Source organism: Exiguobacterium sp. s21 (assembly GCF_018617975.1).
GTDB lineage: Bacteria > Bacillota > Bacilli > Exiguobacteriales > Exiguobacteriaceae > Exiguobacterium > Exiguobacterium mexicanum_A.
Genome location: NZ_JACSLF010000004.1, coordinates 134,031 through 147,250 on the forward strand (window position 1 = coordinate 134,031; position 13,220 = coordinate 147,250).

Annotated in this window: 15 protein-coding genes and 1 riboswitch; of the genes, 10 read left to right on the top strand and 5 right to left on the bottom strand. The window is 53.4% G+C overall.

The window, feature by feature from the left end; all coding sequences use genetic code 11:
• Positions 1-124: 124 nt before the first annotated feature.
• Complete coding sequence (locus tag KNP06_RS06740) at positions 125-1,414, bottom strand: NCS2 family permease (protein ID WP_214710693.1); 1,290 nt, start codon at positions 1,412-1,414, stop codon at positions 125-127.
• Positions 1,415-1,650: 236 nt separating this feature from the next.
• On the opposite strand from KNP06_RS06740, the gene KNP06_RS06745 reads away from it, so the two are divergent.
• The 5 genes from KNP06_RS06745 (at position 1,651) to KNP06_RS06765 (ending at position 4,462) form a co-directional block, all read left to right on the top strand.
• Positions 1,651-1,884 carry a hypothetical protein gene (locus KNP06_RS06745; RefSeq protein WP_114164900.1) on the top strand — a complete coding sequence of 78 codons (234 nt, stop codon included), beginning with the start codon at positions 1,651-1,653 and terminating at the stop codon, positions 1,882-1,884.
• Between the two features lie 11 nt (positions 1,885-1,895).
• A complete protein-coding gene (locus KNP06_RS06750; RefSeq protein WP_214710692.1) occupies positions 1,896-2,855 on the top strand; it encodes a LacI family DNA-binding transcriptional regulator in 960 nt (319 codons plus the stop codon).
• Positions 2,856-2,922: 67 nt separating this feature from the next.
• Complete coding sequence (locus KNP06_RS06755; RefSeq protein WP_021068075.1) at positions 2,923-3,204, top strand: HesB/YadR/YfhF family protein; 282 nt, start codon at positions 2,923-2,925, stop codon at positions 3,202-3,204.
• Positions 3,205-3,298: 94 nt separating this feature from the next.
• Positions 3,299-3,436, top strand: coding sequence for a hypothetical protein (locus tag KNP06_RS06760; RefSeq protein ID WP_021068076.1), 138 nt, complete (start codon positions 3,299-3,301; stop codon positions 3,434-3,436).
• 96 nt (positions 3,437-3,532) lie between these two features.
• The gene (locus KNP06_RS06765) at positions 3,533-4,462 is read left to right on the top strand and encodes a manganese-dependent inorganic pyrophosphatase (protein ID WP_214710691.1); all 930 of its coding nucleotides are present in this window, start codon (positions 3,533-3,535) and stop codon (positions 4,460-4,462) included.
• 51 nt (positions 4,463-4,513) lie between these two features.
• On the opposite strand, the gene KNP06_RS06770 is transcribed toward KNP06_RS06765, so the two are convergent.
• Genes KNP06_RS06770 through KNP06_RS06780 form a run of 3 tightly spaced genes read right to left on the bottom strand, consistent with a single transcriptional unit; the run spans position 4,514 to position 7,882 of the window.
• Complete coding sequence (locus tag KNP06_RS06770) at positions 4,514-5,638, bottom strand: DUF418 domain-containing protein (protein ID WP_214710690.1); 1,125 nt, start codon at positions 5,636-5,638, stop codon at positions 4,514-4,516.
• A gap of 21 nt (positions 5,639-5,659) precedes the next feature.
• Positions 5,660-7,213, bottom strand: a complete 1,554-nt coding sequence (locus KNP06_RS06775) for an ABC-F family ATP-binding cassette domain-containing protein (RefSeq protein WP_021068083.1) — start codon at positions 7,211-7,213, stop codon at positions 5,660-5,662.
• Positions 7,214-7,273: 60 nt separating this feature from the next.
• Positions 7,274-7,882, bottom strand: coding sequence for an NAD(P)-dependent oxidoreductase (locus KNP06_RS06780; RefSeq protein WP_214710689.1), 609 nt, complete (start codon positions 7,880-7,882; stop codon positions 7,274-7,276).
• Between the two features lie 131 nt (positions 7,883-8,013).
• Positions 8,014-8,115, top strand: a riboswitch (purine riboswitch).
• Between the two features lie 77 nt (positions 8,116-8,192).
• Between KNP06_RS06780 and KNP06_RS06785 the strand changes: the two genes are divergently transcribed.
• From KNP06_RS06785 to KNP06_RS06800, 4 genes are read left to right on the top strand one after another with little or no spacing between them, the layout of a single operon-like run.
• Positions 8,193-8,774, top strand: a complete 582-nt coding sequence (locus tag KNP06_RS06785; protein ID WP_214710688.1) for a xanthine phosphoribosyltransferase — start codon at positions 8,193-8,195, stop codon at positions 8,772-8,774.
• Positions 8,771-10,075, top strand: coding sequence for a nucleobase:cation symporter-2 family protein (locus KNP06_RS06790; RefSeq protein ID WP_214788294.1), 1,305 nt, complete (start codon positions 8,771-8,773; stop codon positions 10,073-10,075). The genes KNP06_RS06785 and KNP06_RS06790 overlap by 4 nt, the downstream gene beginning before the upstream one ends.
• A 34-nt stretch (positions 10,076-10,109) precedes the next feature.
• Positions 10,110-10,757: an NAD(P)H-binding protein gene (locus KNP06_RS06795; protein WP_021068087.1), complete on the top strand. Its 648-nt coding sequence runs from the start codon at positions 10,110-10,112 to the stop codon at positions 10,755-10,757.
• The gene (locus KNP06_RS06800) at positions 10,754-11,146 is read left to right on the top strand and encodes an RDD family protein (RefSeq protein ID WP_214788297.1); all 393 of its coding nucleotides are present in this window, start codon (positions 10,754-10,756) and stop codon (positions 11,144-11,146) included. Before KNP06_RS06795 ends, KNP06_RS06800 begins: the two co-directional genes overlap by 4 nt.
• Positions 11,147-11,166: 20 nt before the next feature.
• Here the strand turns inward: KNP06_RS06800 and KNP06_RS06805 are convergent, their stop codons facing one another.
• Positions 11,167-12,432 (bottom strand): purine/pyrimidine permease, encoded by a 1,266-nt coding sequence (locus KNP06_RS06805; protein ID WP_214788300.1) that lies wholly within the window; start codon positions 12,430-12,432, stop codon positions 11,167-11,169.
• A gap of 75 nt (positions 12,433-12,507) precedes the next feature.
• Here KNP06_RS06805 and KNP06_RS06810 point away from each other — a divergent pair, with 75 nt between their 5' ends.
• Positions 12,508-13,212, top strand: coding sequence for an alpha/beta hydrolase (locus KNP06_RS06810; RefSeq protein ID WP_214788302.1), 705 nt, complete (start codon positions 12,508-12,510; stop codon positions 13,210-13,212).
• Positions 13,213-13,220 lie beyond the last annotated feature (8 nt).

Here is a 13,220-nt window from a genome sequence, read left to right on the forward strand (position 1 = left end):
AATCCTGTCTAATTGAGAACTAAATGATAATGAATCAATATTCAGAAGATGACTGCTATAAAACAGCATTACCCTGCCCGATAACAGAAAAACCCTCATCGGTCGACGAGGGCTCGAATCTAACTTATAAGAAAAACATTTCCAGGATGAATAGCGCGCCGAACAAGTAGATGAGCGGGTGGACTGTTTCTTTGTTCATCGCTTTAAAAATCGGATACAGGATGAAACCGAAGGCGATCCCGCGTTCGATACTGCCTGAGAGCGGCATGATGAGAATCGTCATGAACGCCGGGAAGTATTCGCTGAAGTCTGTCCAGTCGATGTAACGGACGTTCGTCAACATGAGCGCACCGACGATGATGAGGGCCGGTGCCGTGATGGCGGCAACACCAGAGATGGCACCGATGAGCGGGCTGAAGAACAATGTCAGTCCGAACATGGCGGCCACGACCGCTGTCGTAAGACCGGTCCGTCCGCCTTGGGCGACACCGGCGGCCGACTCGATATAAGCCGTCGACGGGCTCGTCCCGACGAGCGAGCCGCCCATCGTCGCGAGCGAATCGGCGAACAAAGCGCGGTGCCCGTTTTCGATCGTCCCATCCTCTTTCAACAGATTGGCCTGTTTTCCGACACCGACGAGTGTTCCGGTCGTATCGAACAACGTGACGAGGAAGAATGACAAGACGGCACCGAACAAACCGTATTGGATGACGTCTGAGAACGCCGTGAGCGGATTGACCATGAGCCCTTCCGGCAATGTCGGCATCGCCGTCACGCCTTCAATCTTCAAGAGACCCATGAAATAGGCGGCGATGCCTGTGAGCACCATCCCGATGAGGAGTGAGCCCGGCACGTTCCGTGAGAACAAGAGGGCCGAGACGATCAAACCGCCGAGGACGAGCAGGACGCTTGGCGACGACAAGTCCCCGAGGCGAACGAGGTTTGCTTCATCGGCGACGATGAGTCCTGACAACTTCAATCCGAGCGAGGCGATGAACAAACCAATACCGGTCGTGATGGCGTGCTTGAGCGAGGCCGGGATGGCTTGAATCAGTTTAGTCCGAATCGGTGACAGCGACAAAATCAAGAAGAAGACCGATGAGACGAAGACGACGCCGAGCGCGGCGGACGGCGTGATCTGTTGCTGGGCGACGAGCGTATACGCGAAGAATGCGTTCAGTCCCATCCCTGGGGCGACGGCAATCGGAAGGTTGGCGTAGAACGCCATGAGCCCGGTACCGATCAAGATGGCGATGATGGTCGCCGTGAATGCCTGGGCGAACGGGATGCCGGCATCTGACAGAATTGCCGGGTTGACGACAGAGATGTAAGCCATCGTCACGAACGTTGTGATGCCGGCCATCACTTCTTGTTTAACGTTCGTTCCATGTTGTTTCAATTGAAATAAGTTCATGAGTAGGACTCCCTATGATTAGTAATTTCCGAACAATATTGTCCGACAATCGTCGAATTAACGTTATCAACTTGATGACTATACAAAATGAGTCGGCGGTCGTCAATGATTTTGAGTGAAAAAACATTAAATATTCTCATGTAAGCGTTGATTGTTCGGAAATAGACGAAATAAAAATAATGCTTGCTCTGAAACGCGTTTCAGACTGTACGGTTAAGTCAAAGGAGGGAAAGCTCATGAATCCGACAACGTGGAAAACCTGGTGTAGTGGGATCGTCTACGAACTCGTCATCAATCAGTTGTATACGCCGCTCGGAAGAATGTTGTGCGCCCGTTTTCAAGACGAGTTTCTTCATCTACCCGTCGAAGAACGGTTTCGTCTCGTCCAAGCTATCCGAAAACAAGTGATTGCGAAAGGTGACAGTCAGGAGGCAGACTGGGTACACTATATGCAAAGACTGACAGATTGAGGTGAGGCGGAATGGCGAACATCCGAGATATCGCAAAATATGCGGACGTATCCGTGACGACGGTGTCGCGCGTGCTCAATGAGCATCCGTACGTCTCGAAAGAGAAGCGTGAGCGGGTGCAACGGGCAATGGCCGAACTTGGCTATTTACGGAATCAGCAGGCGCTGACGTTATCGACCGGTCGCACGCAGCGTTTCGTCGTCGTGTTGCCGTATTTGGATCATCCGTATTATGGACTGTTCGTCAACGGGCTCGCGAAAGCTGCCCTCCAAAGAGATTATCGACTCGTCATGTGGCAGACAGAGTATCAACTCGACCAAGAACGGCAAGCGCTTGATCTATTGAAGCACCGTGAAGTCGATGGGGCGATCCTGTTATCCCATACGATGTCATTCGATGAGATGGAAACGTATCGACAATTTGGTCCAATCTCGGTCGCGACCGTCGGGGCGCCGCAGACGATTTCTTCGGTCCACGTCGATCATTACACCGCGTTCGTCGCCGGTTTGCGCGTGTTGGCGCAAGCGGGATATACTGAAATCGGCATCGTGTTGTCAAGAGAAGACAGTCCAAGCTCGATCGCGCGTCAGCAGGCGTACTTCGATGAAGTCGAACTTGCGCGTGAGCGATGGGTTTGGACCGGTTACTTGACGAGCGAGGACGGAATCGGACTGGCCGATGCGTTTCTGCGTCAACAAGAGCGTCCTCGAGCGCTCTTTTTCTCGTCGGATTATGTGGCGCTCGGTTTTTTAGGGGAATTACGCCGTCGCGGTGTCAGCATCCCCGATGAAGTCGCCATCCTCGGCTTCGATGGCCATCCGATTGGTCAGGCGTTCGGTCTGTCGACGATGCATTCCCCAAACGAAGACATCGGCCGGACGTTGTTCGATGTGACGTTTGAGGAGATGAACGGTGGGGCTTCGGTCACAAACAGTTTAACGGTCACGTATTTGCCGGGGACGACACTCTAGGCAACTTCCTCGCTCGTCTTTTCTGAAACGATTAGAATGGAGACAGAAGTCGAGAGGAGGATGACAGATGAAGATTAACGTGACAGAAGAAGCACTCCAATTTTTTAAAGATGAGATGGAGGTCGAGGCAGGCCAGACGGTGCGTTTATTCGCTAAATATGGGGGTTCGACCGATTTGACGCACGGTTTCTCAGTGGGGGTCATCACAGAAGATATCGACAACGCGGCGGTCGAAACGGAAGCGGACGGGATTCGCTTCGTCGTGGCTGAACAGGATGAATGGTTGTTCCAAGGACAAGACGTCAACGTCGAGATCCGTGGCGACGAGGTCGTCTTCGTTCAAGCGTGACATCACAGTTTGTTAACAGTAAGAATACATCCGTTTGAAGCCATCCAGCTCGGGGAACAGTCTACGACATGACAAAACCGAAAGGATGAGACAGATGTCAGAACAAGATAAAAAGCGTGAACAAGAAGAACAAGAGAAGTTGAAACGAGACCAACCGGATATTTCGCACGAAGAAGATTCAAAAGGGGATCATTCGGACCTCGAAGAGACGGACGAAGACGAACAAGCGTAAAGAGCCCCTGGTGGCTCTTTTTGTTTGGGAATTGAAAGAATGAGTATAGACGTTATAATGGATAAGGGAAAACTATCATAGTGAGGAGAATGTATGATGAGTACAGTACTAGTCTTTGGACATAAAAATCCAGATACGGATACGATTTGTTCGGCGCTCGCTTACGCGGAGCTCAAGAAAAAGTTAGGGATGGACGCTGAGGCAATCCGTCTCGGTGAAGTGAACGGGGAGACGCAATATGCGCTCGACCACTTCCGCGTCAAGGTACCACGCCTCGTGGAACGCGTATCAGACGAGGTGAACTCGGTCATCCTGGTCGACCATAACGAGTTCCAGCAAAGCGCGGAAGACATCGCAGACGTGCGCATCCTCGAAGTCGTCGACCATCACCGCATCGCCAACTTCCAAACAGCGGATGCCCTCTACTATCGGGCGGAGCCTGTCGGATGCACGGCGACGATTTTGCTCAAACTCTATAAAGAGCACGGTGTCGAAATCGCGCCTGACATGGCAGGATTGATGCTATCGGCGATCATCTCGGACTCGCTCTTGTTCAAGTCACCGACATGCACGGACGAGGATATCAAAGCGGCAAAAGAACTCGCAGCGATCTCAGGTACAGACATCGAGACATACGGTCTTGAGATGTTGAAAGCTGGAGCTGACCTTAGCCAAAAGACAATTCCAGAACTCATCTCGCTCGACGCGAAAGAGTTTGCGATGGGCGACTACCGCATCGAGATTGCTCAAGTGAACACGGTCGACGCGAACGATGTATTGAGCCGTAAAGCTGAAGTCGAAGCGGCAATGGCCGTGAAGATATTAGACAAAGAACTCGATTTGTTTGTCTTCGCCATCACGAACATCTTGACGAACGATTCGGAGGCACTCGTTGTTGGTAAGAAGACTGACCTATTCGAACAGGCGTTCAACGTCAAATTGGTGGAGGGTCTCGCGACACTTCCTGGTGTTGTCTCACGTAAAAAGCAAATCGTACCGGTGCTCACAGCAGCGGCGACGAACTAAGAAACGAGAAAGGCTCGAAGCAGATCAATCTGCTCCGAGCCTTTTTTGCGGTTAAGATGCTTGTTTTTGTCGTCCATACGTTCCGATGCGCCATAATTTCTCGAACGGACCGTATCGATGCGATTTCAGCCACCACATTGAGAAGAACGCTTGGGCAATCAAAATCGCGATACTTAAGAACAATCCTTCCGTCAACGACAGGCGACCGTAGTAGCCGAGGGCGATGACGGGCAGGACGACGACGAGCGTGTGCGTCAAATAGTTCGTCAGCGCCATACGGCCGAGCGCCTGCAGTGGACGGAATGCGCGCCCGTTACGGACGGCGATCGTAAAGAGACAGACGTACGTCGTCGCGAGCAGTTTCCCGGAGACGAGGACAGCCGCAGAGTTCGTCGCCGAATACTCGGCACCACTACCGTAGTGATGCCAAATAATGACTGCGAAGAACGGTAGGGCCGCTATCGTGCAGATGATGGCCGTCCGGGTCAATCCTCGGATACTCCACGTGAGGAGTTTCCGTTCCCGTCCGATATAAAGACCGAACAAGAACAGGCTGAAGATTTCAAAGCCAGCAAACAACGAGTTTTGGAACATATCAATAATTTCATTTTCCAAGCGATAGTCGAACCATGGTCCGAATCCAGAATTGAATGCGGACGGGAATGGGCCTCCGATAGATGTATATCCTAGCGCCGATTCCAGATAGATTGATGAGCCGTAGAACAATACGAAGCTCGTAATCAACAAGCCCCATGCCCACCTTAGAATCGCGCGATTACTCAATCCATAAAACAGTGGGAGCAACAAGCCCCACATCGCATACGTATGTAAGATGTCACCCGACCAGATGGCCAGGTGAACGAGTCCGAATAGGAACAAGATGGCGATGCGCCGGATGTAGCGGCCGACCGAGTCCCCACGCGCATACGAGCGCTCAAGGAAAATCGAGAAGCCGATCCCGAACAAGAGCGAGAAGATCGTGTAAAACTTCGTCTGGACGAACAAATCGAACAGCGTCCGGACGAGTAAATCGCTCCCCGTATAGTCGGCGCCACCGGAAATCCAGTCGCTCCCGAGCATCGTGGGGATATTGACGAGGAAGATGCCACACAGGGCAAACCCTCGAATGATGTCATACAGAACGATGCGTTCGTTTACTTGAATCGGGCCAGCCATACGCCACTTCCTCTACACGGATTAGAATACTTTCGTCGTCCACGATTCACAGTTCCAGACGTCGGTGACGATGTCTTGATAGAACTCCGGTTCGTGGCTGATGAGTAGGATACTGCCTTTATATTCCTTCAACGCGCGCTTCAACTCTTCCTTCGCATCGACGTCCAAGTGGTTCGTCGGCTCATCGAGGAGGAGCAAGTTCGATTCGTTGTTTTGGAGCTTACAGAGACGGACCTTCGCCTTCTCTCCACCACTGAGGACCGCGATTTTACTCTCGATATGCTTCGTCATGAGACCGCATTTCGCGAGCATGGCGCGGACTTGTTGCTGGTTGAGGGACGGGAATTCGCTCCAAATCTCTTCGATACACGTGTTGTTGCTGACGGCCGCTTCTTGTTCGAAGTACCCGATCTCCAAGAACTCACCGCGTTCGACGGTTCCTTCAAGCGGGTTAATCATGCCGAGCAGACTCTTCAACAGCGTCGTTTTCCCGATCCCGTTCGCACCGACGAGGGCGATCTTCTGACCGCGCTCCATTTGGAGGTCGAGCGGGCGTGAGAGCGGCTCGTCATAACCGATGACGAGATTTTTGGCGTCAAAGATGAGACGACCTGACGTGCGTGCCTGCAAGAACCGGAACTCTGGTTTCGGACGTTCCGCACTCAATTCGATGACGTCCATCTTATCGAGTTTCTTCTGGCGTGACATCGCCATGTTCCGTGTCGAGACGCGTGCCTTGTTGCGGGCGACGAAGTCTTTCAAGTCGGCGATTTCCGCCTGCTGGCGTTTATAAGCCGATTCAAGCTGCGAGCGTTTCATCTCGTATACTTCCATGAACTTGTCGTAGTCCCCGACATAGCGTGACAAGTCCTGGTTTTCCATATGGTAGACCAAGTTGATGACGCTGTTTAAGAACGGGATATCGTGCGAAATCAAGATGAAGGCGTTGTCGTAGTTTTGGAGATAACGCTTCAACCACTCGATGTGGGCCTCGTCCAAATAGTTGGTCGGCTCATCGAGGAGAAGGATGTCCGGCTTCTCGAGAAGCAATTTTGCGAGCAATACTTTCGTCCGCTGACCACCTGAGAGGTCCGTGACGTCACGGTCGAGTCCGACATCTAAAATACCGAGACCGCGAGCGACTTCCTCGACTTTTGCGTCGATGATATAGAAGTCGTTTGAATCGAGCATTTCCTGCAGTTCGCCGACTTCAGCGAGCATGTCGTCCATCTGTTCAGGCGTCGCATCGCCCATTTCCATGTAGAGCTCACCGATTCGTGTCTCCGTATCAATCAAGTATTGGAACGCGCTCTTTAATACGTCCCGAATCGTCATCCCACGCTCGAGGACAGCGTGCTGGTCGAGGTAACCGACACGGACGTTTTTCGCCCATTCGATTTTGCCTTCGTCCGGTTGGAGTTTGCGCGTGATGATGTTCATGAACGTTGATTTTCCTTCACCGTTCGCTCCGATGAGGCCGATGTGTTCGCCTTTCAATAGACGGAAAGACACGTCGTTCAAAATGGCGCGGTCACCGAAACCGTGGCTCAAGTTTTGTACTGTTAATATACTCATATTTCTTATTCGTTCCCTTCAAAGTTGACTATCCGATATTGTAGCATGGATTCAAAAAAATTAGTACGCCAGCCCGACTGATTGGCGGACGAAGTGTTGTTCTTCAACGGCGTTCAGCATGAACTGGGCGACATCGGCCCGTGAAATCTGTTTTCCGTTGTCTGGAATGCCGTCGATAGACGTTCGATACACCGAGGTCCGAGGACCGTCCGTCAGTTGCATCGGCCGCACGATCGTGTAGTCGAACGACGAGTTGCGCCATAAATCGACCGCGGCCCGGTGGTCACGGAGCGGTTTCCGAAGCATGAACGTCACGACCGTACCGGCGATGCCCGGAATTTCTTTGTCGATTCCGGCAGAAGCGAGATAGACGACCCGGTTGATGGCGTTTGCTTTCAGCGCCGGGACGAGTGCGTCGGTGACGCGGGCCAGGAAGTCTGGATCGCTCAAGTCGGTTCCGAGACAGCTGATGACGGCGTCATGACCAGCGAGGGCGTCTGTCAAAGCGGCGCTGTCTGTGACGTCGCCTTCGATGATTTCAAGTTGCGGAGTCGGAATCAATTTTTTTTGTTCCCGCACGAAGGCGGTCACATGGTGGCCATGCTCGATGGCTTGGTCGACAAACTGATGACCGGTCCGGCCGGTGGCACCTAAAACGAATAGCTTCATAATGGATGTGGCTCCTCTCGTTTTTCCAGTATCTTTAGTATACAGGAGTTTCAGAAAAATCGAACTTTTAGCCGTCTTTTCAGAAACGGGTTGCAATTTCTACAATATCGTCTAGAATAAGTCCTATCTTATATAAATAAAAGATTCGCACTCGTATATCAGCGGGAATATGGCCCGCAAGTCTCTACCGAACCACCGTAAATGGTTCGACTACGGGTGACGCTTGTCGTGTGCATTCGTTTTGTTTCCACGCGGTTCGTCGTCCCCGGGTTGGGGTGACGAATCGCATTTTTTTATTGGAGGGAAAACAATGAAGCAGTTAGAAGACAAAATCAGAGATGAAGGGCAAGCGTTGTCCGAGCACGTATTGAAAGTCGATGCCTTCTTGAACCATCAAATCGATCCTGTCTTGATGCAGGCGATCGGTCGTGAGTTCGCGGATCGGTTCCGTGACGCGGGAATCGATCGTATCGTCACATTGGAATCGAGCGGAATCGCTCCGGCGATAATGACGGCGCTCGAGATGAACATTCCGTTCGTCTTCGCCCGTAAACGCAAATCACTCACACTTCAAGATGATCTCGTCGAAGCGGACGTTTACTCGTTCACGAAACAAGAGACGAACCGCATCAGTTTGAGCCGTCGCTTCGTCCAACCTGGGGAGCGCGTGCTCGTCATCGACGATTTCCTCGCCAACGGGGAAGCGGCACTCGGTTTGACGCAACTCGTCGAATCGGCCGGTGCGGTCGTCGCCGGTGTCGGGATCGTCATCGAGAAATCATTCCAGCCGGGACGGGACAAGTTGCTCGAGCGAGGCTATCAGGTCGAGTCACTCGCTCGGATCGCCAAGCTTGAAGCAGGTGAGATTTCCTTCATGGAGGTAGTCCGATGAACACGTTCAAGACAGCCAGTCTCGGATTCCAACACTTACTTGCCATGTACACGGGCGCGGCGATCGTCCCGCTCATCGTCGGCGGTGCCATCGGTCTCGGACCGACTGAACTCGCTTACCTCGTCGCAATCGATTTGTTCATGTGCGGTGTAGCCACGCTGTTGCAAGTATGGACGACTCGTTTCACCGGTGTTGGTCTGCCAGTCGTACTTGGTTGTACGTTCACCGCGGTCGGTCCGATGATTGCCATCGGTAGTTCGAGCGGCATCACCGCCATCTATGGGGCACTCATCGCGAGCGGAATCATTGTCATCTTAATTTCAGGCTTTGTCGGGAAACTGGCTCGCTTCTTCCCGCCGGTCGTGCTCGGCTCGGTCGTGACGATTATCGGTCTCTCGCTCATCCCAGTCGCTGTCAATGATATCGGCGGTGGGATGCCAGGTGAGCCTGGCTTCGCTTCGATGCAAAACTTGGCGCTCGGTGGCTTGACCATCGGTTTGATTCTCGTCTTGAACCGAATCGGTACCGTGTTCACGCGCGCGGCCGCTGTCTTGTTTGCGGTCTTGATCGGTACAGGGGTCGCCGCGTTCCTCGGTCTCGTCGACTTCAGCCCGGTCCGTGAGGCCGGTTGGTTCCAAATGGTACAACCGTTCTACTTCGGGATGCCGACGTTTGACGTCTCGGCCATCCTCGTCATGACGCTCGTGGCCATCATCTCGATGATTGAATCGACCGGTGTCTTCTTAGCATTGAGCGATATCACGAAAAAACCGATTGGCTCGAACGAGTTGACGAAAGGGTATCGGGCCGAGGGTGTGGCAACGATTCTCGGAGGGATTTTCAACAGCTTCCCGTACACGACGTTCAGTCAAAACGTCGGTCTCGTCCAATTGTCAGGCGTCAAATCACGTCGCGTCATCTTCTGGACGAGCGGTCTGTTGATTTTGCTCGGCTTCTTGCCGAAAGTCGCGACGTTCACGACATTGATCCCGAAACCGGTTCTCGGCGGGGCGATGCTCGTCATGTTCGGCACGGTCGCCGCGTCAGGGATTCGGATTTTGAGCCAAGTCGATTTTGCGAAAAATGAGAACTTGATTACAATCGCCTTGTCGATCGGTGTCGGGCTTGGCATCACGGCCAACCCGGCCATCGTCGCGAACATGCCTGAGGCGGTCCAATTGTTCACGGACAGCGCCATCGTCGCTGGATCGTTCACTGCTTTGTTGTTGAACGGGTTCTTCCGACTCGTCGACCGGTTCCGTCCGGTCGAGGTCGTTGCCGATAACCGGCAAGTCAGCTAGACTGAAAGGAACTACGGATCTAGGAGGAACAAGCATGGGGAAAACTGCACTTGTCGTTGGCGCCACCGGTTTGATTGGGCGCGAACTCGTCGAGCAGCTGCTCGAACAAGAACGATATGATCAAGTCTGGATTATCGTCCGACGTTCAAAGCGTTGGAGTCATCCAAAACTGCATGAAGTCGTCGGGTTTGAAGGAATGGACGAGGCGTTGCCGCACATTGATGACGTCTACTGCGCACTTGGGACGACGATTGCCGTCGCTGGTTCACGTCAGGCGTTCAAACATGTCGATCTCGACTTGCCGCTCGAAGTGGCACGGGTCGCGAAACGACACGGAGCGACACGTTACGCCGTCGTCTCGGCGCAAGGCGCGTCACTTCGGTCACCGTTCTTCTACAACCGCGTGAAAGGGGAGCTCGAGAATGGGCTCAAAGTGTTCGGTTTCGAGCACTTGATTATCGCCCGTCCGTCGCTCTTGCTCGGAGACCGTGAGGAGTTCCGTCTCGGCGAGAAAGCAGCCGAGGTCGTCAGCCGTCCGCTCCAACCATTATTGCTCGATAAATTACCAGATGCTGCACCGATTCAAGCGCTCCATGTGGCGCGCGCGTTGATTATGGCCGCGGAAGAAGGACAAGGCATCGAAGTATTGACGTCTGGCATGATGCAGAGGATGAGCCAATGAACCCATTAACGAAGAAACGGACCAAAGCCGTCTTGATTGACGGTGTCATTGCCGGATTGCTAAGTTTTGGTGTCGAGCAGCTCGTCCGCAAGAAAGTGAAGAGCGAGTTCGTCCACGTCGTCATCACGCCGACACTCATCGCCTACGCGCTCGAGGCATGTCAGATGCGCCGTGGCGGACAGACGCTCGGGTATAAGCTGATGGGTCTCGAGTTGAAAAATGACGATGGGACACCGGTGACGGCCGAGCAAGCGTTCAAACGGGCGCTTCACCGCGACACAATCTCGATTGTCGCCTACGTCAAAGACCGCCCGCACTTCGAGGCCGAAGACGGTGCCGTCTTGCCGCACGACGCAGCGTTCCATATGCACGTAACCGAAAAAAACTGACCTCTCGAGGTCAGTTTTTTTTAGTCTTTGATGCGGCTGAGAATGGCCGTCGTCAAGGCGACGATTGTTCCGAGGACGAGTCCGTTCGAGAACACGGTCGCCAAGAGCGGCGGCAAATCGTTCATCGCCCCAGGTGGGAGCAACATCGCGCCGGCCCCAATCACAAGTGGAAGACCGACAGTGAGCGAGGCCGTCTTTTGGTTCAATTCGAACGCTGCCTCGTTAATTCCGATGATAATCATCGTCGCGATGAGCGGGGTGACGATGGCGTATCCGACGGCGGCTGGGATGCTCGCGATGAGCGAGACGAACGGACCGATGAGGGCGAGCACCATCATCACAGCATGGGCCACGAGATGGGGTGAGCGATGGACGCTCTCCGTCGAGGATAAGAAACCAGCCGTTCCAGAGATGGCGACCGGTCCGGGTGTCCCAAACATGCCCGCCACCATTTGACTGATCCCACTGACGACACCAGACGCCGGGACGTTGCCTTCGATTTGACGCTTCTCACGCGAGCTGACGATGCGTTCAATCAATTTGATATTGGCAAGGACGTTCGTCATGAGAAGAAGCGTGATGACGAATGCAGTCGGAAGTAAGTTCCAATCCCACACCCACGTTCCGAACGGGAACAGTTCAGGCACGAGGAAAAATGACTCGGAACGGACGATCGGGTTGCCGAGTCCGAGCAAGTTGAACAACCAAAATCCGACGATGAGCGTCATGACGAGTCCATACTGTTTGAACCGGCTCCGCTCGAGCGTGAGCGCGAACAACACGAGACCGGCCGTCGCGACGGCTTGAACGATGTTAATGCCGTCCTCGGTCACACCAAAGCCGCCTTTAATGACGGCACCCGACAGTTGCAGAACGAGCAGAATCATATAGACCCCGAGCACTTGTGGGGTAAACAACGACAGCATCCGTCGCAACAGGCCGGTGACAGTCATGACCACACCGAGCACACCACTTAAGAACAACATGAAACCGAGCGCTTGGAGCGTCTCTTGTCCGCTCCCATAAAGTGCTGGACCGATGGAGGCATAGAGTGTGAACACGCCCCACCAAATCCCGGCTGGTCCTTCTAAGATGGGCAGGCGGTGGCCGAGAAGCGTCTGGATGATGCTGAAGAGTGCGAAGACGAACAGTGAACGTGAGATGAACGTCATCGTCTCGCCTGGCGACAGTTCAAATAAGGCAGCGATCGAGAGCGGTGGTACAATGTTTGTAGCTAAAATAAAAATAAACCACTGAATCGTCGTGGTTACAGAACTTTTGGTCATGGTGTCCCCCTGGTATTTCCCTTTTTTAATACTAGTGTACCGTGACGGGGAAGTGGATGCAAATGGAGGTATATAATGAAGAAAAAACTGAAGTGGATTGGCCTTGGTCTATTAGGAGTCATCTTGGTCGCCATCATCGGCTTCCTCGTGTGGACACAACTGACGTACGGACCGACGGAAGAAGCGCGCGGTTACGTGGCTGAGGCGAGGGAAGTGGACAATCGTCTCGAGTTCGGGCAGACGGACAGCGAGGTTGGTTTCATCCTGTATCCTGGAGCGAAAGTCGAGAAAGAGGCGTACGCTTACTATGGCACCAGACTGGCAGAAGAAGGTGTCTTCGTCGCCATCCCATCGTTGCGCTTAAATCTCGGGATAGCAGATATTGATGCTGCGGAGACGATTATCGCCGCCCATCCAGACATCGAACGTTGGGTCGTCGGCGGTCATTCACTCGGCGGTTCGGCGGCGTCCGGTTTTGCGCTCGAACACGAGGCGCAAGTCGAGGGGGTCATCTTCCTTGCCTCGTATCCGATCAGTACGATGGCGGATAGCAATCTGCGTGTTTTGTCCGTCTCCGGGGAGATTGACGGTCTGGCCACACCGGCTGATATCGAGGCGAGCCGTGACAACGTCCCGGATGACGCCGTCTTCCATCAAATCAAAGACGGCAATCACGCCAACTTCGGGATGTATGGCCCGCAGGACGGAGATAACGATAGCCCGCTCAGCGCCAAAGAGCAACTCGACGAGACGATTGACCAAATTATCGAGTGGCTCTAAAAAATAGC